Here is a 22,834-nt window from a genome sequence, read left to right as displayed (position 1 = left end):
TCGAACCTACCATCAAACCTGCCGGGCGACAAAGAAAGCGCACCGGCCTGTCGCACAAACGGAACAGGACCCGCCGTGCAGCCAGGCCGGCCGCAAGCTGCGCACGCCGCGGTTGGGCGCCACTGACAGTAAATCGCGCGCAATTTTAGCCGTTTATCGGCCCCTGTCCACCAAAAAAACGGCCCGCGCAACATTCGCGCGACGCCGCTCGCCACCAGGCCATCGCCCCTCCGCCAATTGGGCTAATCAGGCGGCGCCCGCGAATCGATTAACATAGCGGGGTTTTCCGCAAAGCCGGTGCGCATGTCCGCGTGCCGGTCATCCTGCCCCCAAGACATATCGATGGCCTCCAATCTCCACGACCTTCCCGACAGCCCCTGTATCGGCGTGTGCTCGACGCTGTTCGACGAAATCTGCAAAGGCTGCGGCCGCACAGCGACGGAAGTTTCGAACTGGGTGTTCCTGACCGACGAGGAAAAGCGCGCCGTGTGGACGCGCATCGAGCGCGAAGGCACCGCCATGCGCTTCCAGCAAAACCGCGCCTGACCCAGCGGCCCACAGCACGAAAAAACGCCGGGCGAACCGGCGTTTTTTTCGTTTCGATAGCGGGCGGCAGCGGTCAGAACTTCATGCCGACCCCCACGCCCACCACGATCGGATCGATATAGAGCGTGCCGAGCGACGAGCCATTGAGCGACGCACCCGTACGCATCCAGATCTTCTTGACGTCCGCGTTCACGAAGACGTTTTTCGCGACCTGGTAGTCGACGCCGAACTGCAGCGCCGGGCCGAAGCTATGGTTGTCGATCGACACGGGCTGGCCACCCGCGTGCAGCCCATTGTTGTAGAACAGCGTGTAGTTGATGCCGGCGCCCACGTATGGCCGGAATACCCCTGCATTGTTGAAGTGATACTGCAGCAGCAGCGTGGGCGGCAGCACGCCGACTCCACCCAGCGCGCCGAGGCTGGACGTGACCTGATTGCGCGACGTGCCGAGAATGAGCTCGGCGCCGATGTTGTTCGTCACCATGTAGGTGAAGTCGAGCTCAGGAACGATTGCGTTGTTGACGCCAGCCTTGAGCGTATTGAGCGCGCCGCTTGAACTCACCTGCGGCGTGATGGCGATCGCGCGCAGCCGCACGAGCCAGTCCCCCGCGTAGATACCCGTGGTGGGCGTATCGGCGGCATGAGCAGCCGATACGGCGAACGCGGCGCCCAGCGCCAATGCGGCAACGGCCGCGATGGTTTTCAATTGCCTCGTCATGATGGTTACCCCCTTTTTTCCCCGCGTAGATTCGCAGGTCCGCAGAGATTCTCTGCGGGAGATCCCATCACGAAATTGACAGCTGTCAGTTCATGGCCAATGCCGGCTGTTGTGCGACCTGAGGCCGCGTAACACCGGTCAAAAGCAGCTCCAGCAGGTCCCTGACGCTGCGAATGGCGTTGCCAAACGGCAACGCTTCACGGCCACGGAAGAACAGGCCGTTTGCCACATCGCCGCGCAACGCCGCCGCCAGGCGGGTGTCGATGCAGAAGTGGCCGAATTTTTCGATGCCGTCGCGCAGGCCGCAGATCGACAGGCATTCGAGCCCGGTCGGGCAGGCATTTTTCTTCGAGCCAATCTTGATGCGGATGCGCGACTCGTTGCGCAGGTAACGATCGAGCCATGGCGTTTTCACCGCGCGCGCGGGCAGGCCGGTCACGCTCACGAACTCGACGATGTCCTCGGGCTTGGCGTCGGCGAGAACGCGCTTGAAATTCGGGTGCGCGTCACCCTCCTCCGTCACGGCGAACGGCGTGCCCACCTGCACGCCGTTGGCGCCCGCCTCCAGCCACTTGCGCACGGCCTCGTGGCTGTTGACGCCGCCCGCCACGATGAGCGGCACCTCGCGGCGCGTGATGCCGAGCGACGCATAAACACCGTCGAGTTCCTCGAAAATACGCTCGAACCCGAAGCGCTCGTTGTCCATGTCGGCGATGTCGGTCACGCCAAGGTGGCCGCCCGCATGTGCGGGGTGTTCGAGCACGATGGCGTCGGGCAGACGCCCCTTCTTCATCCACTTTTTGAGCACGAGCGAGACGCCGCGCGCATCCGAAAGAATCGGGATGAGCGCGATGTCCATGCCCTGCGTGAGATCCGGCAGATCAAGCGGCAGGCCCGCGCCCATGACGATGGCATCGGCGCCATGCTCGCAGGCCGCGCGCACGTAGTCGGCATGCGCACTGACCGCTTTCATCACGTTCACGGCGATCATGCCGTTGCCCTGCGCCAGCTTGCGCGCAGCCGCGATTTCACGGCCGAGCGCGACGAGATTGGCGCGCTCGAGCGTTTCGTGCCGAGGGTCGGCGCGGCACAGATCGACAAGGTCGGGATGATGATGGCGCAGGTCGATGCTCGCGATGGTGCCAAGCGCGCCTTCGCGCGCGACGCTGCCCGCAAGCCGGTGCGCCGAGACGCCGACACCCATGCCGCCTTGCACGATGGGCAACAGTTGGCGGCCGCGAATATGGAGCGGCGCGAAAGAATAGTTAGGAAACATGGTGGACCGCTTTGCGTTATCGGTGGCAAAACGTTAATAGTCGCGCGCTGCCCACAGACGATATTGATACATGTCAATAAAAAACGCGGAGCCCCTTGGGGATCCCCGCGTTTTTGACGAAAATCAAAACGTCGCGCCAAAACATTTGCAAGGCGCGAAAACGTCATCAGATCAAGGTTTTGGCAGCTTGAACTGCATCGACTTGTACTCGAGGTACTCTTCGAGACCGTATACGCCGTTCTCGCGGCCATGGCCGGATTGCTTGAAACCGCCGAACGGCGCGGCCATGTTCCAGGCGCCGCCGTTGATGTCGATCTGTCCTGTGCGGATACGTCGTGCCACGCGCGCCGCGCGCTCGTCGCTGCCGGCCCACACCGCACCGCCCAAGCCATAGAGCGAGTCGTTGGCGATGGCGACGGCGTCGTCCTCGTCTTTCGCCGTGAGGATCGTGAGCACCGGGCCGAAGATCTCCTCCTGCGCAATCGCAGCATCGCGCGGCACGCGGCCGAACACGGTCGGCTTCACGAAGAAGCCCTTCGTCACGCCTTCTGGCATGCCTGCGCCGCCCGTCACGAGTTCGGCGCCGTCGGCAATGCCACGCTCGATGTACTGCTGCACACGTTCTTGCTGCACCTTCGAGGCAAGCGGCCCCAGCTTCGCCTTCTCGTCGCGCGGATCGCCTACCGTATAAGCTTCGACAGCCTCCTTCGCGAGTGCGCGCGCTTCTTCGTAACGGGCCTCGGGCACGATCATGCGCGTGTGCGCCGAGCAGGTCTGCCCCGAGTTCAGGAAGCAGGCGCCCACGGTGCCCTTCACGGCCGCGGCGAAATCGGCGTCGTCCAGCACGACCGAGGCCGACTTGCCGCCCAGCTCCAGCGCGACGCGCTTGACGGTGGCCGCCGCCACTTCCGAGACGCGCTTGCCCGCGCGCGTCGAGCCCGTGAACGAGACCATGTCGACCTGGGGATGACGCGCGAGCAGTTCGCCGACCACCGGCCCATAGCCGGTCACGAGATTGAAGACGCCGGCGGGCAGGCCGGCCTCGTGAATGGCCTCGGCGAGCACGAACGCATTAAGCGGCGCAACCTCGGACGGCTTGAGCACGACGGTGCAACCTGCCGCAAGCGCGGCAGCCACTTTGAGCGTGATCTGATTGAGCGGATAGTTCCACGGCGTGATGGCCGCCACCACGCCCACCGGCTCGCGCACGACGAGTGAATTGCCCACGCGCTCCTCGTACTGGAACTCGTTTGCGAGTTTCGCATAAGCGCCCCAATTGTAGACGGGACCGCCCACCTGAATCGCGCGCGCGAGTTTCAGCGGCATGCCCACTTCACCCGCAATCAGTTGCGCGAGCTCGTCGGTGCGGGCCTTGAGGTTATCGGCGATTTTCTGCAGATAAGCGCCACGTTCCTGCGGGCTCGTCGCGGCCCATTTGTCGAAGGCGGCGCGCGCTGCGGCGATGGCCGCCTCGGCGTCGGCTTCATTGCCCTCAGGGATGCGGCCCATGACGGCTTCAGTGCCCGAATCGATAACGTCGATCGTGCCCTTGCCATGCGGCGCGACCCACTGGCCGTTGATGTAGAGCTGGTCGTAGTTATGCATGCGCGTCTCTCCTGACTCCGTGTTCGTTTGCGGTCTCGTCGCGGCTTGCACCGCGGGAACAGTGCATTCTAGCGTGGTTGACGCAAACGTAAGTTCGGGCTTTCGTGCGCTCAGGCAATTGCGCCGCTCCAAAAACAAATCGGGCGACGCATGCACGCCGCCCGATTTGTTTCCCTGTCTGCTCTACTCGCTCAACCAGCGCTTAGTGCAGCCCCTGGCTCGCAAGGAAGTCCTCGTAGTTGCCGCTGTAGTCGTTGATCTTGCCATCGGTCTTCACTTCGATGATGCGGTTGGCGAGACCATTCACGAACTCACGGTCGTGCGACACGAAAATAAGCGTGCCTTCGAACTTCTCGAGCGCGATCTGCAGCGACTCGATCGATTCCATGTCCATGTGGTTGGTCGGCTCGTCCATGAGCAGCACGTTGTGGCGGCCGAGCATCAGCTTGCCCCAGATCATGCGGCCCTTCTCGCCGCCCGACAGCACCTTCACCGACTTGCGGATGTCATCGGCGTTGAAAAGCAGACGCCCCAGCGTGCCGCGCACCGATTGCTCGTCGTCGCCTTCCTGGCGGTACTGGTCGATCCAGTCCATCAGCGTGACATCGTTCGGGAACTCTTCGTATGTGTCCTGCGGCATGTAGCCGATGTTCGCGTTCTCGGCCCACTTCACCGTGCCGTTGTCGACGGCCAGGTTGCCCAGCAGCGAGCGCAGCAGCGTGGTCTTGCCCGCGCCGTTTTCGCCGATGATCGCGATGCGCTCGCCCGGCTGCACGCTGATGCTGAATTTATTGAAGATCTTGCGATCGTAGGTCTTCGTGATTTCTTCCGCGACCACCACGATGTTATGCAGTTTCTTCTCGAACTCGAAGCGGATGAACGGGTTCTGGCGCGACGACGGCTTGAATTCCTCGATCTTGATCTTGTCGATCATCTTCAGACGGCTGGTCGCCTGGCGTGCCTTCGACTTGTTCGCCGAGAAGCGGCGCACGAAGTCCTGCAGGTCGGCCACGCGCTCCTTCGCCTTCTGGTTCGCGGCCTGCTGACGCTCACGCGCCTGCGCGGAAGCGAGCATGTAGTCGTCGTAGTTGCCCGGCCAGACCTTGAGCGTGCCGTAGTCCATGTCCGCCATGTGCGTGCAGACCTGGTTCAGGAAGTGTCGATCGTGGGAAATGATGATCATGGTCGAGTTGTACTCGTTCAGAACATCTTCCAGCCAGCGGATCGAGTTGATGTCGAGGTTGTTGGTCGGTTCGTCGAGCAGCAGCACGTCCGGCTTCGAGAACAGCGCCTGGGCGAGCAGCACGCGCAGCTTCCAGCCCGGCGCCACGGCGCTCATCGGGCCGTTGTGGAATTCCGTGCCGATGCCGATGCCAAGCAGCAACTCGCCCGCGCGCGCTTCGGCCGTGTAGCCGTCGTACTCGGCGAACTTCGCCTCCAGTTCGGCGGCGTGCATGTAGTCGTCGTCGGTGGCCTCGGGGTTCGCGTAGATCGCGTCGCGCTCGGTCATTGCGGCCCACATTTCGGTGTGGCCCATCATGACGACGTCGAGCACGCGCACGTCTTCGTACGCAAACTGGTCCTGGCGCAGCTTGCCCAGACGCACGTTCGGCTCGAGGATCACGGTGCCCGAGCTTTGCTCAAGATCGCCACCGAGGATCTTCATGAACGTGGACTTGCCGCAACCGTTCGCGCCGATCAGGCCATAGCGGTTGCCTTCGCCGAATTTGACCGAGATATTCTCGAACAAGGGCTTCGGCCCGAATTGCATGGTGATGTTGGCGGTAGAGAGCACAGCGCGTCCCGGAAAGTAGATCGACGAAAAACCTGTAATTTTAGCAGGTTATGCCAGTTCGCGCGCGGCTGCCAGCGCTCCGGCCTTGCAGGCGCACTCAGGAAAACTACCGGAAATTCGTGGCAGATTGGTGCAGGCGGCGCAGGAGCCGCCCGGGATGGGGTCTGATGAAAGCCCTTTGGGCAAGAGGTGGCCGCTCGATGCCGCCTTCATCAGCTCACGCCATCAGGCGCGGCGCGGCGTCTGCAGGACGTCGACGAAACCCGACAAGTCCGCCTCGGCCAGGCCCATCGCGGCGCCGAGGCGCAGGACTTGCTGCACGGTGCCCGCGACGGGCATGGGCGTGCCGGTCTGGCGGGCGGCATCCGCGACCGTGTCCACGTCCTTCTGGAACGTTCTCAGTGCACCGATCGGCACGAGGCCGTCCTGCGTCATGCGCGGCACGAACGTGCGCAGCAGCGTGGAGTCGGCCCAGCCGCCCGCGAGCGCCTCAGGCAGCTTGGCGGCGTCGATGCCGCTGCGGCGGGCGAGCCCCACCGCCTCGGCAATGGCCGCAACCGTCGCCGTGACGATCGCCTGGTTGCACAGCTTCGTGGTCTGACCGGCGCCGGGGCCGCCCATGTGCGTGACTCGCGCCGCATAGGCAGCAAGTATCGGCGCCACCGCCCCGATGTCTTCCGCCGTCCCGCCCGCCATGACCGCGAGCGAGCCCGCCTGTGCGCCAGCCACGCCGCCCGACACGGGCGCGTCCACCCAGCCCACGCCCAGCGTCGCCGCGCGCGCGGCCAACTCGCGCGTCTGTTCGGGCGGGATGCTCGAATGGTCGACGATCCGGCGCACACGCACGGCTTGGCCGCCCTCGGCCACCGCAGCGGCCAGCAAGCCGTGCTCGCCGAACACCACCTGCTCGACGGCTGCGCCGTCCGCGACGCAAAGCAGCACCACATCCGCGTGCTGCGCCAGCGCCGCGGGGGTGGCCGCGACCTGCGCGCCATCGGCGACCAGCGCCTCGGCCTTCGCCGGAGAACGATTCCACACGTGCACCGTGTTACCCGCGCGCAACAAATGGCGAATCATCGGTGCGCCCATCAACCCCGGCCCGCAAAATCCCAGTTCCTGCTTCTGCATCCTCTCCGTCTCCTGCATCGTGCCTCGCTACATTCGAGTCCGGCACATTTCACATTCCGCGCCGCGTGCGGTCTCTGCCAGGCTCCGGCCGGCACGTCCGATGCGGCGCAATCGCAAGGCGCCATGATACCGGCCGTCGTTGTTCGCCGTTGCCCGCCGTTGCCCGCCGTTGCCTATACTCGATTGACACGTGCGCCGAATGCACCGCGCCGCCCCGCAAGAGCTTTGCATGGGACTGGGACTAAGCGCTAAAGCGTCAAGTCCCATCGACACACAGGAGACATTGTCATGAACGACCACGTCTACAAGCAGATCGAACTCACCGGCTCCTCCACCGTCTCGAGCGACGACGCCGTGCGCGGCGCCATTGCGCGCGCCTCGAAGACGCTGCGCAATCTGCACTGGTTCGAAGTCACCGAAACGCGCGGACTGATCGAGAACGACCAGATCACGCGCTGGCAGGTGACCATCAAAGTCGGGCTGCGCATCGACGAGTAAGGTTCGTGCGCAGCCGCGTGGCGCCGCCAGGCCCTGCTTCGGCTTACTTCGGCAACGCGCCGTCCACGCCCTCGACGTACCAGTTCAGGCGCTGCAGTTCCGGATCGGTCAGCGTCTTGCCGGCCGGAATCTTGACCGCGCCGGTCTGATCCTTGATCGGGCCCGTGAAGACGTCCCACTTGCCGCTCGCGATCTGTTCGCGCTTCGCGGCGACGGCCTTTTGCGCGTCGGCGGGCAGCTCGGACGTGTTCATGTCGCCAAGATCGACGGCCTTCTGCGCGATGCCCCACCAGACCGGATCGTTCTTCCACTTGCCGTCCAGCACCTGCTGGATCGCGGCCGTATAGTAGACGCCCCAGTTCGCCTCCACCGAGCCCAGGTGTGCATGCGGGCCGAACTTCTTCATGTTCGAGTCCCAGCCGAAGGCGTGAACGTGCTTCTCTTCGGCGGTCGCGAGCGTCGCGCTCGAATCGGTGTTTTGCAGCAGCATGTCGGCACCCTGGCCGATCAGCGTCTCGGCCGCCTGTTTCTCCTTGCCCGGATCGAACCAGCTATTGATCCAGATGACCTTGGTATGGACCTTCGGATTCACCGAGCGCGCGCCCAGCGTGTAAGCGTTGATGTTGCGCACGACTTCGGGAATCGGCACCGAGGCGACGAAACCCAGCGTATTGGTCTTGGTCGCGTAACCGGCCGCCACGCCTGCGAGATACGCGCCCTGATACATGCGCACGTCATAGGTGCCGAAGTTCGCGGCCTTCTTGTAGCCGGTCGCGTGCAGGAACACGGTATCGGGGAAATCCTTGGCGACTTTTAGTTCGAAGTCCTGATAACCGAAGCTCGTGCCAAAGATGATCTTGTTGCCCTTGTTCGCGAGATCACGGAACACGCGCTCCGAGTCGGCGGACTCGGGCACATTCTCGATGCGCGTGATCTTGATCTTGTTGCCGAACTTCTGCTCGACCATTTTCGAACCCTGATCGTGTGCGAAAGTCCAGCCGGCATCGCCCGGATTGCCGAGATAGACGAACGCGACGCCCGGCGCATCGGCGGCCTGGGCCTGCGGCGCGAGCGCCGCCGCGCTACAGGTTGCGGCTACGGCGAATGCGGTCAGGATGGTTTTTCTCATCGTGGATCTCCTGTCGTGGATAGGGGTACTGCGTGCGTTCGAAGCTTCAATGCGACCACCTGGGCGGCTCCCCTACGCGGCTCCATAAAATGCCTTGCCGAGCGAGGCCGGCGCGTTCAGGCGAATCGTATTCGGATTACGGGAAATGAGGACCAGCACCACGATCGTCGCCACGTAGGGCAGCATGGCGAGAAACTGCGTGGGCACCGGCACGCCCACGGCCTGCGCATAGAATTGCGCGCCCGTGACAGCGCCAAACAGCAGCGCGCCGATCAGAAGGCGCCCCGGCCGCCACGTCGCGAACACGACCAGCGCGAGCGCGATCCAGCCGCGCCCCGCCGTGATCTGCTCCTGCCACAGGTGCAGTTGCACGACCGAATAGTAGCTGCCCGCGAGCCCCGCCATCGCGCCACCGAACGCCGTCGCGCCATAGCGCACGCCGATCACCGGAAAGCCTACCGAATGCGCGACCTGCGGCGACTCGCCCACCGAGCGCAGCACGAGCCCCGCGCGCGTGCGATAGAGAAACCAGCCTACCGCGGCGAACATCAGGAATGCGAGGTAATCAACGGGCGTGAGGCTGAAGAGCGCCGGCCCGGCCACTGGCAGATGCGAGAGGCCCGGAATCGGCCAGGCGGCAATCGTCGCCGAGGTGGCAGCGGAAGTGTAGGGCTTGCCCACATACGCCGAAAGCCCGACGCCGAAGATCGTGAGCGACAGGCCGGTGGCGACCTGGTTGGCCTGCATCGTGAGCGTGAGAAAGCCGAACAGCAGCGCCATGGCAATGCCCGCACCCATGCCGGCCAGCAGCCCGAGCCATGGATCGCCTGTGATGGTGGTGAGCGCGTAGCCGCTCACCGCGCCCATCAGCATCATGCCTTCGACGCCGAGATTGAGCACGCCCGACTTTTCCGTGACGAGTTCACCCACGCCGGCGAACATCAGCGGGATCGCTGCGGTGACGGCGCTCGATGCGAGCGAGCTGGCTTGCTGAATATCCATGTCCTGAGGCCTTTTTGTGGACTTTTTCGTGATGGTCTTTTTCGTGAGCCGGTCGATTGGCGGATCAGCGGGCGGCGGCGATGGGATGGCGGCGGCGCACGCGGTAATTCACGAACAGGTCCGCGCCGAGCAGGCAGAACAGCAGCAGGCCCTGAAACACTCCTGACAGCGCCTGGGGCAATTGCAGCGAGGTCTGCACGGCTTCGCCACCCAGATAAAGCAGCGCCATCAGCAAGCTCGCGAGCACGATCCCGAGCGGATGCAAGCGCCCCACGAACGCGACGATGATCGCCGTGAAGCCGTAGCCCGGCGACCACGTTGCCTGCAACTGGCCGATCGGGCCCGCGATCTCGCTCATGCCCGCAAGTCCGGCGAGGCCGCCCGACAGCAGCAGCGAGGTCCAGATCGTCGTCTTTTCCGAGAAGCCCGCGTAGCGCGCGGCGAGCGGCGCGAGGCCGCCCACGCTCATGCGGTAGCCTGCAAAGCTGCGGCGCATGAACAGCCAGACGAGCGGCACGGCCGCGAGCGTGAGGAAGATCGACGCGTTCAGGCGCGTGCCGCGCAGCCAGTGAATGCGCCAGTCGCCGCCGAAAGTCGGATAGAGCGCGTCGCCGCTGAACATCTCCGAAAGCGGGAAATTCATGCCGTTGGGGTCGCGCCACGGACCGCTCACGAGCCAGATCAGCAATTGCGTGGCGACGTAGGTGAGCATCAGGCTCGTGAGGATCTCGCTGGTGTTGAAGCGGCTCTTGAGCCAGGCGGGAATCGCCGCCCAGGCCATGCCGCCCAGCACGCCCGCGAGCATCATCAGGAACAGGATCCACCAGCCGCTCGATTGATCGAAATAGATGGCCACGCCGCTCGCCGCGATGCCGCCCAGCACCATCTGCCCTTCTGCGCCGATATTCCAGACGTTGGCGCGGTAACCCGCCGCGAGGCCCAGCGCGATCAGGCATAGCGGCGACGCCTTGAGCAGCAGCTCGGACCAGCCATTGATGCTTGAGAGCGGATCGATGAAGAACGCGCGCATTGCCTGCACGGGATCGCGCCCGACGAGACCGAAGATCAGAAAGCCGATGGCGAGCGTGAGGAGCGCGGCGACCAGCGGCACGGCAATGCGCACCGTGCGGGACGGCGTCGTGCGGGCTTCGAGGCGGTACGGGAAGATCATGATGGCTATATCGTCAAGCGGTCCGGTGATTGTGGTGTTGGCTCTGCGCCAAAGCTTGGGGACGCAGCAGGTGGCGCGCTTCGCTCAGGGATGCATCACAGACTGGGCGGGCGGCGGGCCGCCGTCCGGGCGCCCCGCGCCTTCGCCGCGCTCCCCGAACAGGCCCGCCATCCAGCGGCCAATCTCCTCCGCATTGGTCTCGCCCGTGAGGCGCGCGGGCGAAAGACGGCCGCCCGCAAGCACCGCAATGCGGTCGCAGATGTCGAAGAGTTCGTCGAGCTCCTCCGAAATCACCAGGATTGCCACGCCGCGCGCCGAAAGATCGAGCAGTTGCTGCCGGATGAATGCGGCCGCCCCGACGTCCACGCCCCAGGTGGGTTGCGCGACCACCAGCACCTGCGGCGCCTGCAGGATCTCGCGCCCGACGATGTACTTCTGCAAGTTGCCGCCCGAGAGGCTTTGGGCAAGCGCGTCGGGACCGCCACAGCGCACGTCGAAAGCGTCGATGCAGCGCTCGGCGAATGCGCGCATCGTACCCGTGCGCAGCCAGCCCGGGATGGGCCAGCCGGAGCGCACCATGCCCTGCCGGTGGCCCGTGAGCAGCGCGTTTTCGGCTAGCGACATCGCGGGCACGGCGCCGCGCCCGAGCCGCTCCTCGGGCACGAAAGCGAAGCCGAGCTTGCGCCGCGCGCCGGCGGAAAGACGCGCGGCCGGCTTGCCGCAGATCGTCACTGCATCGGCGGCCACGCGGTGGCGGGCCGCCCGGGACTGGAGCGCATCGCGCGCCTCGCCCGAGAGCGCCGCGAGCAGTTCCGCCTGGCCGTTGCCTGACACGCCGGCGATCCCCAGGATCTCGCCCGCATGCACGGCGAACGTGACATCCTCGAGCGAGGTGCCGAATGGATCCTCGCTTGGCATCGACAGATGCTTCACGTCGAGCCGCACGTCGCCCGGCGCATGCGCGCGGCGTGTGTAGTCAGGCAACTCGTGGCCCACCATCAGCCGCGCCAGCGAGGCGTGGGTCTCCTCGCGCGGGGTCACGTTGCCCGTCACCTTGCCGCCGCGCAGCACCGTAGCCGTGTCGCAAAGCGCCTGGATTTCGTCGAGCTTGTGGCTGATGTAGAGGATGCTGCAACCTTCCGAGGCCAGCCGGCGCAAGGTGCCGAACAACTTGCGCACGGCCTGCGGCGTCAGCACCGAGGTCGGCTCGTCCATGATCAGCAGGCGCGGGTTCTGCAAAAGGCAGCGCACGATCTCCACGCGCTGGCGCTCGCCGACCGTGAGGCTGTGCACATGACGCTGGGGATCGACGTCGAGCCCATATTGCGCCGATACCTCGCGAATACGCTTGGCCAAAGCCTTGAGGTCGAACGCCTCGTCGAGCGAAAGCGCAATGTTCTCGCCCACTGTAAGCGTTTCGAACAGCGAAAAATGCTGGAACACCATGCCGATGCCGAGCTTGCGCGCAGCAGCCGGACTGGGAATCTCGACCGTCTCCCCTTCCCAGCGGATTTCGCCGGCATCCGGGCGCACCGCACCGTAGACGATCTTCATGAGCGTGCTCTTGCCCGCGCCGTTCTCGCCGAGCAACGCGTGAATCTCGCCCGGCGCGACCGAGAGCGTGACATCGTCGTTCGCGCGCACTGAGGGATACTGCTTGGTGATGCCGGCAAGCGCCAGCCGCGGCACGTGCGCAGCAGCGCGCTCCGCGTGTGGACTGCCGGCCAGACGTGAAGATGAGTCGCCCATGGAGGTTTCGCTGTAGTACGTTATGGCAATCTGTGTTTCGACGTGGTGCGGTGCCGTTCGATGCCGCGGCGAGCCTCCGTGAGGCGTCGCCGCGCGAAATGACGATACTTGTTCACAGTGCCAGAGTCGAGCCGCCAAAAACCCGCGTTTCCCCGCGCGGCACAGGCTCGACAAGCACGCCTGGTAGAAAGACTCCCTTGACGGAGCTTTCAGTTCATATTAAAAATCATATACTGACAAAGCCCCTCGATCAGCCTAAACATATAATCCGGAGAGTTCATGAGCCAGCAACGCGAGGCGATCGACACGTACCTCTTGCGCGTCTTGCACACCCTTTTGATGGAACGCAGCGTCACGCGCGCGGCCGTCAAACTGAATCAATCGCAACCCGCGATCAGCGCCGCGCTGCGGCGCCTGCGCGACATCACCGGCGACCCGCTCCTCGTGCGCGGCAAGTCCGGCATGGTCCCCACCGAATACGGCCTGCGCCTGCTCGAACCCGTGCAGAACGCCCTGCGCGAGATCGAGCGCATCCGTTTCCAGCAGCACAATTTCGATCCGGCCACCTCCATCCGCTGCTACCGCATCGGCTGCCCGGACTATCTGAACGTGCTGTTCGTGCCCACCGTGGTCGAGCGTTTCCGCCAGGCCGCGCCCAACGCCACGCTCGAGTTCCATTCGCTCGGGCCCGCGTTCGACTATGAGCTCGCGCTCGAGGAGGGCAAGCTCGATATCGTGATCGGCAATTGGCCCGAGCCGCCCGAGCAGTTGCATCTTTCGAATCTGTTCGTCGACCAGATCGTCTGCCTGCTGAACAGCACGCACCCATACGCCAAGCGCGGCGGGCTCACGCTCGATCAGTACCTCAACGCGCCGCACCTCGCGCCCACGCCCTATTCCGTGGGCCAGCGCGGCGCCATCGACGTGCATCTCGCGCGCGAGCGCCTCAAACGCCACGTGGTCGTCACACTGCCGTACTTCAACCTCGCGCCCTACGTGCTCATCAAGTCGGACCTCGTGTTCACGACCACGCGCCTGTTCGCCGACCACTATGCGCGCTTCCTGCCGCTCACGGTCGTGCCGGCGCCGCTCGACTTCCCGCCGATGCAGTATTACCAGTTGTGGCATGAACGCTGTCATTACTCGGACGAAGTACGCTGGTTGCGCAGTCTCGTGGCCGAAGCGACGAAGACGCTGATCGACAAGCCCTAAGCGGCAGGCAACGCTGCTGCGGCAAGCGGGCCGCATGAGGTTGCGCCGCCGCACTTTCTACGTTCCTTCCCTGCTTTATCCATTCCTTGCCGGGCGGCACGCGCATGCGCACCGCCCCTCCCATCGGATCTTCCCTGCACTTATTCCACTTAGCGCGCCAACTGCGCGAGCTGCGACGCGAGCCGGTTATGCCGCTCGATCACTGGCCCCAGCTCGATGGTCTGCAGCCCCCCCTCCTTCACCACAACCCGCCCGTTGATCACCGACAGCGCAACCTGCGACGGTGCGCAGAACACGAGCGCCGCGACCGGATCGTGCAACGCGCCCGCAAAGTGCGGCTGGCGCAGATCGAACGCGATGAAGTCAGCGGCCATGCCCGGTGCGAGCGCACCGATGTCGTCGCGGCCCAGCACGCGCGCGCCGCCCAGCGTGGCAATTTCGAGCGCTTCGCGCGCGGTCATCGCGTCGGGGCCGAAGCCCACGCGTGCGAGCAACATGGCCTGACGCGCCTCCGCCACCATCTGCGCGCCGTCGTTGGAAGCCGAGCCATCCACGCCGAGCCCCACCGGCACGCCAGCCAGGCGCATCTTCTTGATGGGCGCGATGCCCGAGGCAAGCCGCATATTCGAGCACGGGCAATGGGCGACGCCCGTGCCGGTGCGCCCGAACAGGCCGATGCCATGCTCGTCGAGCTGCACGCAGTGCGCATGCCAGACGTCGTGGCCCACCCAGCCCAGATCCTCGGCGTACTCGGCCGGCGTCATGCCGAATTTTTCGCGGCTATAGGCGATGTCGTTGACGTTCTCCGCGAGGTGCGTGTGCATGGAGACGCCGTAGTGGCGCGCCAGCGTCGCCGATTCGCGCATGAGGTCGCGGCTCACCGAGAACGGTGAGCACGGCGCCACCACCATGCGCAGCATCGCGTAGCGGCCCTCGTCGTGATACGTCTCGATGAGACGCTGGGTATCGGCGAGAATCGCGTCTTCGTTTTCGACCACGGAATCGGGCGGCAAGCCGCCATCCTTCTGGCCGACGCTCATGCTGCCGCGCGCCGCGTGAAAGCGCATGCCGATCTGCTGCGCGGAGCGAATACTGTCGTCGAGCCGGCTGCCGTTCGGGTAGATGTAAAGATGGTCGCTCGAGGTCGTGCAGCCCGAGAGCAGCAGCTCGGCCATGGCCGTGAGCGTCGACACCTCGATCATTTCGGGCGTGAGGTTCGCCCAGACCTTGTAGAGATTCGTGAGCCAGCCGAACAGCTCGGCGTCCTGCGCGGCGGGAACGGCGCGCGTGAGGCTCTGGTACATGTGATGGTGAGTGTTGACGAGGCCCGGCAGCACCAGATAGCCGCGCATATCGAGCACTTCGTCGGCAGTTTCCGGCAGCTCGCCGGCGGTGCCGACCGCGACGATGCGGTTATCTTCGACGTAGAGACCGCCGCCGCGAATCTCGCGCCGCGCGCCGTCCATTGTCACCAGCATGTCAGCGTTTTTCACCAGCAAGGTCTTGCCGCGCTTTTGATTTGAGCCTTGCGCTGTGCGGTTCGTGGGTTCCATTGTGTCTGTTCGCTCCGTTGTCTTGCCGCGGCGCATGCCGCGCGCCAGTAAGCGCGCCGCACGCCGCGTTTGAGATGACCATGAATGTGAAGCAGACGCCCTCGCCGCACGCGCCAGCCAATCCGGGACCCCGGTGCCGACGCGTCCCGACTGCAGACGCCGCTGGCCCGGTTACCCAGCGCCTGGCGCCGTCTTCGGGACGCGCGGCTCAACTCGTGAGCCGCACATAACCGTTACCTTGCGTGGCCAAAATCAGGCTGACAATTCACCCGGACGGGATAACCACATTCACGGAATACGTATAAAGGTCGATTTTTGGCTCGTTCAAGATTCATCCATGGGTGAAAACCCCAACCCCTTGCCGCCGTGTAAGCCCCACGGAGCAAGGCTCGGCGCGCGAGGTACATGCTGCCTGGATTATCTTTCCTATCGGTCGCGCGCTTATGCCGCATTGTTCTTAAAATGCGTGCACGGCGCTCATATCGATCCGCCGACGGGTATGTAGCCACAGCTGACGTGGAGCCTCGATCCGCCAAGAACCTTCGGGTTCGACGGATCGGACTGCCGCCGAAACCTCGCAATGACACCAGGAAAAGACAAGGAAAACTGCGAATGGGCAAGCTGACTACCCACGTGCTCGACACCGCGAACGGCCGTCCCGGCGCGGGCATCAAGGTCGAACTCTATGCGCTCGAAGGCGAAACCCGCCGTGCGCTGAAGACCGTCACGACCAACCACGACGGCCGCTGCGACGAACCGCTGCTCGAAGGCCCGGCGCTCGCCAGGGGCGAATACGAACTGATCTTCCACGCGGGCGACTACTTCGCCGCGCTGGGCGCCAAAGTGCCGGAGCCGCGCTTCGTCGACCGCGTCGCGCTGCGCTTTGGCATCGCCGACACGGACGCGCACTACCACGTGCCGCTGCTCGTTTCGCCGTGGTCCTACAGCACCTATCGCGGTAGCTGAACGGTCCCGCCAAACCCAAAAACGCATAACAGACTGAAAGCGGCCCGCGCAAGCGACACTCCGCTTTTGACGCGCCGCACTTTCTCTCGGCGTTTGGTGCGAGACCGGATTACCCGGTTCCTGCGCGCCGTCCCCGCAGTCAGCGCGAGACGCATTGCCGTCCGCGCGCATCGAATCAGGATTGGAGGAGTTTCATGGAAGGCTTTATTACCGACTGGCTGAACCTCGCATTGCGCTGGTTCCACGTCATCGCGGCCATCGCCTGGATTGGCGAGTCGTTCTACTTCGTCGCACTCGATAACAGCCTCAAACCGCCTACGGACGCCAACCAGCGTCGCCGCGGCGTGTTCGGCGAGTTGTGGCACGTGCACGGCGGCGGCTTCTACAACATGCAGAAGTACACCGTCGCGCCGCCCGAAATGCCCGAAGACCTGCACTGGTCGAAGTGGCCGTCGTACACGACGTGGCTCTCGGGCGCGTCGCTGTTCACGGTGCTGTATCTGATGGCGCCGAACACGTACCTGATCGACAAGAACGTGCTCGACATGGGCCCGGTCGTCGCGGTCTTCTCGGCACTCGGCTTCCTCGCCGCCGGCTGGATCGTCTACGACACGCTGTGCCGCACACTCGGCACGAACGACAAGCTGCTCGGCGTTTGCGTCGGCATCTATGTCGTGGTCGCGGCCTACCTCGCCTGCCACATTTTCTCGGGCCGCGCAGCGTACCTGATCATGGGCGGCATGCTGGCAACGATCATGTCGGCGAACGTGTTCTTCGTGATCATCCCGGGCCAGCGCAAGATGGTCGCAGCGATGCTCAAGGGCGAAACGCCGAACCCGATCTACGGCAAACGCGGCAAGCAGCGTTCGGTGCACAACACCTACTTCACGCTGCCCGTCGTGTTCGCGATGCTGTCGAACCACTACGCCATGACCTACGCGCACGCCTACAACTGGGCCGTGCTCGTCGTGATCATGCTGGCCGGCGCGCTGATTCGCCAGTTCTTCGTGATGCGTCACCGTGGTCAGCAGCTGTGGTATCTGCCGATCGGCGGCGTGGTGCTGATGTTCGTCGCACTGATCTGGACGCTGCCGAAGCCGGTCGTGCCGCAGGCCGAAGCCGCGAACGCTCCGTCGATCAAGGTCTCGGACATCCAGCCGATCCTGCAGCAACGTTGCGCGGGCTGCCACTCGGCTCACCCGACGATGATGGGTGCAGCGCCCGCCGGCGTGATGCTCGATACGCCAGACGAAATCTCGCAGAACGCGCAGCGTCTGTACCAGCAGGCCGTCACGCTCAAGGCCATGCCGCTTGGCAACGTCACGCACATGACCGATGATGAGCGTCAGAAGATTGCAGCGTGGTTCCAGGGCGGCGCAAAGCAGTAATCTGCCCTCGCCGCGAAACAGGCAGTCAAGCAAAATGAAAAGCCCGAAGCGCAACGCTTCGGGCTTTTTCTTTTACCGATCAGATCAGCGAACGAACGGCACGTAGCTATTCAAGGCCTGCGCTGCGGGCGCCATGTCGGCCGCCGAAAGCACACGATGCGCTCGCGGCGCAGCCTGGGGCGGTGCGCTTTGTGCCGGCGCCGCCGCCGCTGCGCGTGGTGGAGGGACCGGCATCCCGGCGGGCTCCGGGGGGCGCATGACGGAGGCCTCGTTATCGACGACATCGTGCACGACCGGCTCGGCGATGGGCGTGCTTGCCTGCCTCGCACCAGCCTGACTTGCCGTGGCCAGCGGCTGCCCGCGCTCGGGCATCGCACCGCTCGCGAAAAGCTGCGCATTGATCCGCCCCACTTCGTCCAGGTCAAGCGTGGTGGTCTGCGAGAGCAGCTTTAGCAACGCGAGCACGGATTCATAGCGCGCGCGGATCAGGTCGCGACGGCTCGCGTAGAACGTATCGGTCGCACGCAGCACGTCCAGACTCGTGCGGCTGCCCACGCCGAAGCCGATGCGCGTCGCGTCGAGCGCCGTCTGCGAACGCCGCACGACCTGTTCGAGCGCGCTCACGCGCGCCTGCCCCGATGTCACGCGCAGCCACGCGTCGCGCGCCCCCGCTCCCGAGTCGCGCACCGCCACGTCGAGATCGTCGCGCGCCTTGTCTTCGAGCGCCCTCGCCTCGTCGACTTTCGCCGAGATCTCGCCGCCCGCAAAAAGCGGAATCGTGACGGCGAGCATGCCGGTCGTCGTCGTCGTGGGCCTCGCATAGCCGCCCGCCGCACCGGCCGGCGTGTGACTCACCTGCAAGTCGACAGTCGGATAACGTTCCGCACGCGCCTTCTCGGTGTCGAACTTCGCGATCTGCAGCGCCACCTCGCCGATCTGCACCGCGTAGCCGTGCGTTTGCGCCTGCGTGACCCAAGGCTCGACATCGGCAGGCTGGAGCATGGGCGCGCCGCCTGGCGGCAGCGGCGCGAGCGTCTCCGCAGATTTTCCTGAAAGCCGTTCGAGCGCTGCGCGCGCAAGACGCGCTTGGCTCTGCGCGTCGAGCAACTGGAGTTGCGCCTGTGCGCGGCTCGCTTCGCCATCGTGCACATCGATGAGCGTCGCCTCGCCCGCTGCCTTCGCACGCTTGACCAGCGCGAGATGCGCGTCGAGCGCGCGCAAATAGTCCGTCGCCCGCGCCACCTCGTCGCCAGCCGCAAGCGCATCGAAATACGCACGCGCTGCGGCAAGGATGGTGTCCTGCGTCGCATTGGCCGCCTGCAGGCGTGCACGCATCACCTCGTAGTCGGCCTGCCGGTACGCAGTCCAGTTCGCCCAGTTGAATAGCGGTTGCGTCAACCCGATCGTCCAGCCGCTCTGCCAGTAATGCTGGGTCGGGAAATCCTCCATCACAATGCCGTTGTAAGCGCGGCCCAAACCGCCCGTGACCCGAGGCAGGAGCCCAGCGCGCGCCTTGGGCACGGCCTGCGCGGCTGCGCGCGTCGCCGCGCGCGAAGCGGCCAGCGCCGGATCGTGATCGGGCGCGTCGTCGACCACGGAAAGCAGGTCTGCGGCATGCACACCGTTCGCGAGCAGGAAGCACGCGAGCGCGAGCGCGCGCACGCCACGGCGGGAACGCGCGCCGCTCATGCCACGCCCTCCATCGCCGCGCCGGCGTGCTCGCGCTCGACGCGCACGAACGCACCATCGACGAGACGATAGTGCCGCTCGGCAACGTCGTGCGTGATCACCACGACCGTGCGATCGAGCCGCTGAAGCAGCGCCGATATGCGCCGCACCGCAACGGGGTCGAGATTCGAAGTCGGCTCGTCGAGCAGCAGCAACTCGCGCCGCTGATAAAGCGCGCGGGCAAGCAGCAGCCGTTGCCGCTGGCCGGCGGAAATATTCGCGAGCGAATCGCTGATGATCGTGCGCGTGCGCATCGGCAAACGCATCACGTCATCGAGCAGACCGACCTCCTCGAGCAGCGCGAGAATGCGCGCTTCGTCCGGGTTGCCTTCGAAGAGCGAAATATTATCGGCGATCGAACCGTGCAGAATGATGTCGCCCTGGCGCATGTGAACGGCGTGGCGGCGGATTTCGTCGACGCTCAAATTGGGCCAGGCGACGCCGTTAAGCGTAATTTCTCCTTGCTGCGGCACTTCGGAAGCGGCCAGCAATTTGAAGAGCGTGGACTTGCCAGCGCCCGACGGTCCAGTAATCACGATCTTGTCGCCGCGCGCGATGTCGATGCTCGCCCCCGCGAGCACGGGCTGGTCGGAGACGCCATACGCAAAGGTCACATTGCGTACGCCGATGCGCTCGAACTCGCGCACTTCGACGGTCTTGTGCACGTCGGCGAGTGCCGTATAACGCTCGGGCTCGCAGGCAACGATGTCGTCGACCCGCGCGACCGGCACGCTCAGCATGTAGTACGCAAAGCCCGTGTTGATGGTGGAAGCGATCCGCTCCGAAAACAGCGCCTTGTAGATCATGAACGAGTAGAACGCGCCGACTGAAAGCACGCCGCCGAGCATCAGCTTCGCTGCGAACCAGGTGACGACCAGCGTCTCCACATGCATGAGCAGCTTGAGCACCGCGTCGCGCGTCGCCGCGAGCCGGCTGCTGCGGAACAGCGCCGAAGCATAGGTGCGAAAGATCTCCATATAACGCGCCACGCGCCGCGTCTCGCCTTGCGACAGCTTGATGAGCGATGCGCCGCGCACGGTCTCGAAGAGTGCGTCGTCGCAACGTGCGCCTTCCTGTAGCACGCGCGCATGCGCGTCGCGCATCGAGGAGAAGATCGCTCCGGAAACGATGACGTAGGCCGCAAAAATCACCAGCACGAGGAGCGATAGTTTGACGTTCTGAACGAACATCAGGAACATCGCCAGCAACCCGACTGTGATGTCGATGCAAAACGACACGGCCTTGCGCGACGCGAAACCGTTGATCTCGTCCTGGGACTTGAAGCGCGTGAAGATATCTCCGACATTGCGCTTTTCGAAGTACGCGATGGGCACACGCAACAGATGCGCAAACAGCCCCTCCGTGGCATTCACGCTCGTGTGCGCGTAGAGCAACTCGACCAGCACGCCTTGCACATATTGGCTGAGCGCGCCCACGAGGAAGATCGATCCGAACGTGAGCGCGAGCACGTTAAGAAGTTCGAGATTGTCCGCGGACACGACATGATCGAGCACGAACGAACCGAAGTAAGGCTGCGCGAGAATCGCGAACTGCGCCCCCAGCGCAACGAAGAGAATCTTCGCGAACTGGCCACGCATCTGTGGATTGAGCTCACGCACGCGTGCGAGTGCGGCGGGCACCCGCGAGCGCCGCTTGATCTGCGTGAGCGCCGGTGTTGGCGCGCATTCGATCAAATAGCCGGATACGCACGCGAGGAAGGTGTCCTTTGCGATGCGCCGGCGTCCGACCGCCGGATCGAGCAACGTGACGTAATGGCGTGAGGCACGCTCGAACACCACGAAATGCGCGCCGCCGAAATGGATGATCGAGCCGCGCTTGATCTCGCCCACCTGCGAGGCATCGAAGCGGAACGCCTGAACTTCAAGGCCGAAATCGGTTGCCGTGTCGTACAAGTCCATCAACGACAGGCCGTTAGCCGAAATCGGCCGGTACGCCGAAAGCTCGCGGACCTCCGTGGCGCGGCCGAAATGCGAGAGCACCATGGCAAGACACGCGTAGCCGCACTCGGCGACTTCGTTCTGGTAAATCACCTGCATTTCAGCCTCATACGATCTTGAACAACGGCTCGAGCACCCATTCCGCGATGGTGCGCCGCTCGACAACGACGCTCGCGGTCGCCTGCATCCCCGGCAGAATGTCGAAACGCTGCGAGCCATAGTGGAACGTATTGCCGGGCAGCGTGACCCACGCAACGTACTCGTCGCCCTGCTCCGGCGGCGTGCCGCCGGTAGCCGCGGCGGCTGCATCCGCTCCGGTGGGCGGCGACGCAGCCGCTACCGTCGTGTGCGAAATCGAGTTGATGCGTGCCTCGTATGAGCCGAAGCGTGCGTAGGGAAATGCATCGAACTTCAGGCGCACCGTCTGGCCCTCGTGCACGAAACCGCGCCGACGTGACGGAATGCGCAATTCGGCGCGCAAGGGCTGCTTCGGATCGGTGACGATCACCATCGCTACGTCGTCGGGCTGCAGCGTGCTTCCCTGCACGAGGCGCGAGAACGTCATCATGCCAGCCTTCGGCGCCGAAATCGTCGCATCGCGCCGGTTTTGCTCGAAGCGCACATCCGCTTCCTGGAGTTCGCGCGCATGGCTCGATTCGAGTTCCTTGAGCTGCGCGGCGAGAGCCGTCTGGGTATTTTGCAGATCGGAGATCGCCGCCTGGGCCTGCTGACGCCGCGACGCCGCCTCGGCGCTCGCAATGCGGCTCTGGTGCAAGTCAGCGCGCGCCTGCTCGACACGGTCGGCGGCGACGTAATCGGAAACGGATTCGAGACGCGCGAGCTTCTTTTGCGCCTCGCTCACGAGCAGGCTGTTCTGCGCGCCCTGCACGCCCAGTTCAGCGAGCTCAGCGCAGCGGCTGGCTTCGTTGCTGCGCGCCGTGGAGAGCTGCGTCGTGAGTTCGATGCGACGCTGGGTATAGCGCGCGTCGGCAGCGCGGCGCTCGTCGTCGCGCACCTGGGCGTCGAAGGCCGTTCGGCGCGTGCCGTCGGTCGCGAGCGACAAGTCGCGCTCGACGCGAAAAAGCGGCTGTCCCGCACTTACCTGCTCAGGCGGCTGAACGTAGATCGACGAGATCAACCCGCTCGCGCCCTGGATCTTGATTTCAGCCGGCGACACGATTTCGCAGCGCACGTCCTGCTTCAGCTCTACCTCGTGCGTGAAGGCAAACGCCACGCCAAACACCACGATCGTCGACGCCGCGTAGGCAATCCAGCGCCAGCGAATATCCCGGAACTCGGGAAGATAAATCGGTTCCACGTTGTTATCGTTCCCCCGCGGCCGGTCATGCCGGCCGAAGTGTATTTTTTCGGCGCCATGCGCCGTTTGGTCTACTCGCTCTTGTACTTCTTAA

18 protein-coding genes are annotated in these 22,834 nt (G+C 64.6%); 5 read left to right on the top strand and 13 right to left on the bottom strand.

Annotation, left to right across the window (positions count from 1 at the left end):
- Window positions 1–342: 342 nt before the first annotated feature.
- The gene (locus P5W99_RS07330; RefSeq protein ID WP_421023917.1) at window positions 343–546 is read left to right on the top strand and encodes a DUF1289 domain-containing protein; all 204 of its coding nucleotides are present in this window, start codon (window positions 343–345) and stop codon (window positions 544–546) included.
- 73 nt (window positions 547–619) lie between these two features.
- Here P5W99_RS07330 and P5W99_RS07325 read toward each other — a convergent pair whose 3' ends face one another.
- From P5W99_RS07325 to P5W99_RS07305, 5 genes are all read right to left on the bottom strand, one after another.
- Window positions 620–1,264 carry an OmpW/AlkL family protein gene (locus P5W99_RS07325; protein WP_421079447.1) on the bottom strand — a complete coding sequence of 215 codons (645 nt, stop codon included), beginning with the start codon at window positions 1,262–1,264 and terminating at the stop codon, window positions 620–622.
- Window positions 1,265–1,349: 85 nt separating this feature from the next.
- Window positions 1,350–2,540, bottom strand: coding sequence for an NAD(P)H-dependent flavin oxidoreductase (locus P5W99_RS07320; protein WP_421023915.1), 1,191 nt, complete (start codon window positions 2,538–2,540; stop codon window positions 1,350–1,352).
- 171 nt (window positions 2,541–2,711) lie between these two features.
- Window positions 2,712–4,145 carry an aldehyde dehydrogenase family protein gene (locus tag P5W99_RS07315; protein WP_421079446.1) on the bottom strand — a complete coding sequence of 478 codons (1,434 nt, stop codon included), beginning with the start codon at window positions 4,143–4,145 and terminating at the stop codon, window positions 2,712–2,714.
- 202 nt (window positions 4,146–4,347) lie between these two features.
- Window positions 4,348–5,940 carry an ABC-F family ATPase gene (locus tag P5W99_RS07310; RefSeq protein WP_421043830.1) on the bottom strand — a complete coding sequence of 531 codons (1,593 nt, stop codon included), beginning with the start codon at window positions 5,938–5,940 and terminating at the stop codon, window positions 4,348–4,350.
- 225 nt (window positions 5,941–6,165) lie between these two features.
- Window positions 6,166–7,068, bottom strand: coding sequence for an NAD(P)-dependent oxidoreductase (locus tag P5W99_RS07305; RefSeq protein ID WP_421023912.1), 903 nt, complete (start codon window positions 7,066–7,068; stop codon window positions 6,166–6,168).
- Window positions 7,069–7,356: 288 nt separating this feature from the next.
- Here P5W99_RS07305 and P5W99_RS07300 point away from each other — a divergent pair, with 288 nt between their 5' ends.
- Entirely contained in the window at window positions 7,357–7,566 is a 210-nt protein-coding gene (locus P5W99_RS07300; protein WP_421023911.1) for a dodecin, read from the top strand.
- Between the two features lie 43 nt (window positions 7,567–7,609).
- On the opposite strand, the gene P5W99_RS07295 is transcribed toward P5W99_RS07300, so the two are convergent.
- The 4 genes from P5W99_RS07295 to P5W99_RS07280 form a co-directional block, all read right to left on the bottom strand.
- On the bottom strand, window positions 7,610–8,695 hold the full coding sequence (locus P5W99_RS07295) for a BMP family ABC transporter substrate-binding protein (protein WP_421023910.1): 1,086 nt from the start codon (window positions 8,693–8,695) through the stop codon (window positions 7,610–7,612).
- Between the two features lie 72 nt (window positions 8,696–8,767).
- Window positions 8,768–9,697 (bottom strand): ABC transporter permease, encoded by a 930-nt coding sequence (locus P5W99_RS07290; RefSeq protein ID WP_421023909.1) that lies wholly within the window; start codon window positions 9,695–9,697, stop codon window positions 8,768–8,770.
- A gap of 64 nt (window positions 9,698–9,761) precedes the next feature.
- Window positions 9,762–10,868: an ABC transporter permease gene (locus P5W99_RS07285; protein WP_421023908.1), complete on the bottom strand. Its 1,107-nt coding sequence runs from the start codon at window positions 10,866–10,868 to the stop codon at window positions 9,762–9,764.
- A gap of 84 nt (window positions 10,869–10,952) precedes the next feature.
- Window positions 10,953–12,617, bottom strand: coding sequence for an ABC transporter ATP-binding protein (locus P5W99_RS07280; RefSeq protein ID WP_421079445.1), 1,665 nt, complete (start codon window positions 12,615–12,617; stop codon window positions 10,953–10,955).
- Between the two features lie 279 nt (window positions 12,618–12,896).
- On the opposite strand from P5W99_RS07280, the gene P5W99_RS07275 reads away from it, so the two are divergent.
- On the top strand, window positions 12,897–13,829 hold the full coding sequence (locus tag P5W99_RS07275) for a LysR substrate-binding domain-containing protein (protein WP_035532552.1): 933 nt from the start codon (window positions 12,897–12,899) through the stop codon (window positions 13,827–13,829).
- A gap of 149 nt (window positions 13,830–13,978) precedes the next feature.
- Here P5W99_RS07275 and P5W99_RS07270 read toward each other — a convergent pair whose 3' ends face one another.
- The gene (locus tag P5W99_RS07270) at window positions 13,979–15,382 is read right to left on the bottom strand and encodes an 8-oxoguanine deaminase (RefSeq protein ID WP_421023906.1); all 1,404 of its coding nucleotides are present in this window, start codon (window positions 15,380–15,382) and stop codon (window positions 13,979–13,981) included.
- A 612-nt stretch (window positions 15,383–15,994) separates the two neighbouring features.
- Between P5W99_RS07270 and uraH the strand changes: the two genes are divergently transcribed.
- Together uraH and P5W99_RS07260 are read left to right on the top strand one after the other, a co-directional pair.
- Window positions 15,995–16,348, top strand: a complete 354-nt coding sequence (gene uraH / locus P5W99_RS07265) for a hydroxyisourate hydrolase (protein WP_421023905.1) — start codon at window positions 15,995–15,997, stop codon at window positions 16,346–16,348.
- A gap of 194 nt (window positions 16,349–16,542) precedes the next feature.
- Window positions 16,543–17,736: a urate hydroxylase PuuD gene (locus tag P5W99_RS07260; protein ID WP_421043834.1), complete on the top strand. Its 1,194-nt coding sequence runs from the start codon at window positions 16,543–16,545 to the stop codon at window positions 17,734–17,736.
- Window positions 17,737–17,820: 84 nt separating this feature from the next.
- On the opposite strand, the gene P5W99_RS07255 is transcribed toward P5W99_RS07260, so the two are convergent.
- From P5W99_RS07255 to P5W99_RS07245, 3 genes are read right to left on the bottom strand one after another with little or no spacing between them, the layout of a single operon-like run.
- A complete protein-coding gene (locus tag P5W99_RS07255; protein ID WP_421079444.1) occupies window positions 17,821–19,425 on the bottom strand; it encodes a TolC family outer membrane protein in 1,605 nt (534 codons plus the stop codon).
- Window positions 19,422–21,521 carry a peptidase domain-containing ABC transporter gene (locus P5W99_RS07250; protein WP_421079443.1) on the bottom strand — a complete coding sequence of 700 codons (2,100 nt, stop codon included), beginning with the start codon at window positions 21,519–21,521 and terminating at the stop codon, window positions 19,422–19,424. Before P5W99_RS07250 ends, P5W99_RS07255 begins: the two co-directional genes overlap by 4 nt.
- Before the next feature lie 7 nt (window positions 21,522–21,528).
- Window positions 21,529–22,740: an HlyD family efflux transporter periplasmic adaptor subunit gene (locus P5W99_RS07245; protein WP_434662353.1), complete on the bottom strand. Its 1,212-nt coding sequence runs from the start codon at window positions 22,738–22,740 to the stop codon at window positions 21,529–21,531.
- Window positions 22,741–22,834: the final 94 nt, after the last annotated feature.

The organism is Paraburkholderia sp. A3BS-1L, assembly GCF_051125215.1.
Taxonomy (GTDB): Bacteria; Pseudomonadota; Gammaproteobacteria; order Burkholderiales; family Burkholderiaceae; genus Paraburkholderia.
This window is presented reverse-complemented; position numbering and strand designations above follow the sequence as displayed.

Excerpts from the sequence above, each read along its gene's own strand:
- P5W99_RS07290 (WP_421023909.1), bottom strand. The coding sequence starts at position 9,697 with ATGGATATTCAGCAAGCCAGCTCGCTCGCATCGAGCGCCGTCACCGCA.
- P5W99_RS07260 (WP_421043834.1), top strand. The coding sequence starts at position 16,543 with ATGGAAGGCTTTATTACCGACTGGCTGAACCTCGCATTGCGCTGGTTC.
- uraH (WP_421023905.1), top strand. The coding sequence starts at position 15,995 with ATGGGCAAGCTGACTACCCACGTGCTCGACACCGCGAACGGCCGTCCC.
- P5W99_RS07280 (WP_421079445.1), bottom strand. The coding sequence starts at position 12,617 with ATGGGCGACTCATCTTCACGTCTGGCCGGCAGTCCACACGCGGAGCGC.
- P5W99_RS07295 (WP_421023910.1), bottom strand. The coding sequence starts at position 8,695 with ATGAGAAAAACCATCCTGACCGCATTCGCCGTAGCCGCAACCTGTAGC.
- P5W99_RS07325 (WP_421079447.1), bottom strand. The coding sequence starts at position 1,264 with ATGACGAGGCAATTGAAAACCATCGCGGCCGTTGCCGCATTGGCGCTG.
- P5W99_RS07315 (WP_421079446.1), bottom strand. The coding sequence starts at position 4,145 with ATGCATAACTACGACCAGCTCTACATCAACGGCCAGTGGGTCGCGCCG.
- P5W99_RS07305 (WP_421023912.1), bottom strand. The coding sequence starts at position 7,068 with ATGCAGAAGCAGGAACTGGGATTTTGCGGGCCGGGGTTGATGGGCGCA.
- P5W99_RS07285 (WP_421023908.1), bottom strand. The coding sequence starts at position 10,868 with ATGATCTTCCCGTACCGCCTCGAAGCCCGCACGACGCCGTCCCGCACG.
- P5W99_RS07255 (WP_421079444.1), bottom strand. The coding sequence starts at position 19,425 with ATGAGCGGCGCGCGTTCCCGCCGTGGCGTGCGCGCGCTCGCGCTCGCG.
- P5W99_RS07270 (WP_421023906.1), bottom strand. The coding sequence starts at position 15,382 with ATGGAACCCACGAACCGCACAGCGCAAGGCTCAAATCAAAAGCGCGGC.
- P5W99_RS07330 (WP_421023917.1), top strand. The coding sequence starts at position 343 with ATGGCCTCCAATCTCCACGACCTTCCCGACAGCCCCTGTATCGGCGTG.
- P5W99_RS07320 (WP_421023915.1), bottom strand. The coding sequence starts at position 2,540 with ATGTTTCCTAACTATTCTTTCGCGCCGCTCCATATTCGCGGCCGCCAA.
- P5W99_RS07275 (WP_035532552.1), top strand. The coding sequence starts at position 12,897 with ATGAGCCAGCAACGCGAGGCGATCGACACGTACCTCTTGCGCGTCTTG.
- P5W99_RS07300 (WP_421023911.1), top strand. The coding sequence starts at position 7,357 with ATGAACGACCACGTCTACAAGCAGATCGAACTCACCGGCTCCTCCACC.
- P5W99_RS07250 (WP_421079443.1), bottom strand. The coding sequence starts at position 21,521 with ATGCAGGTGATTTACCAGAACGAAGTCGCCGAGTGCGGCTACGCGTGT.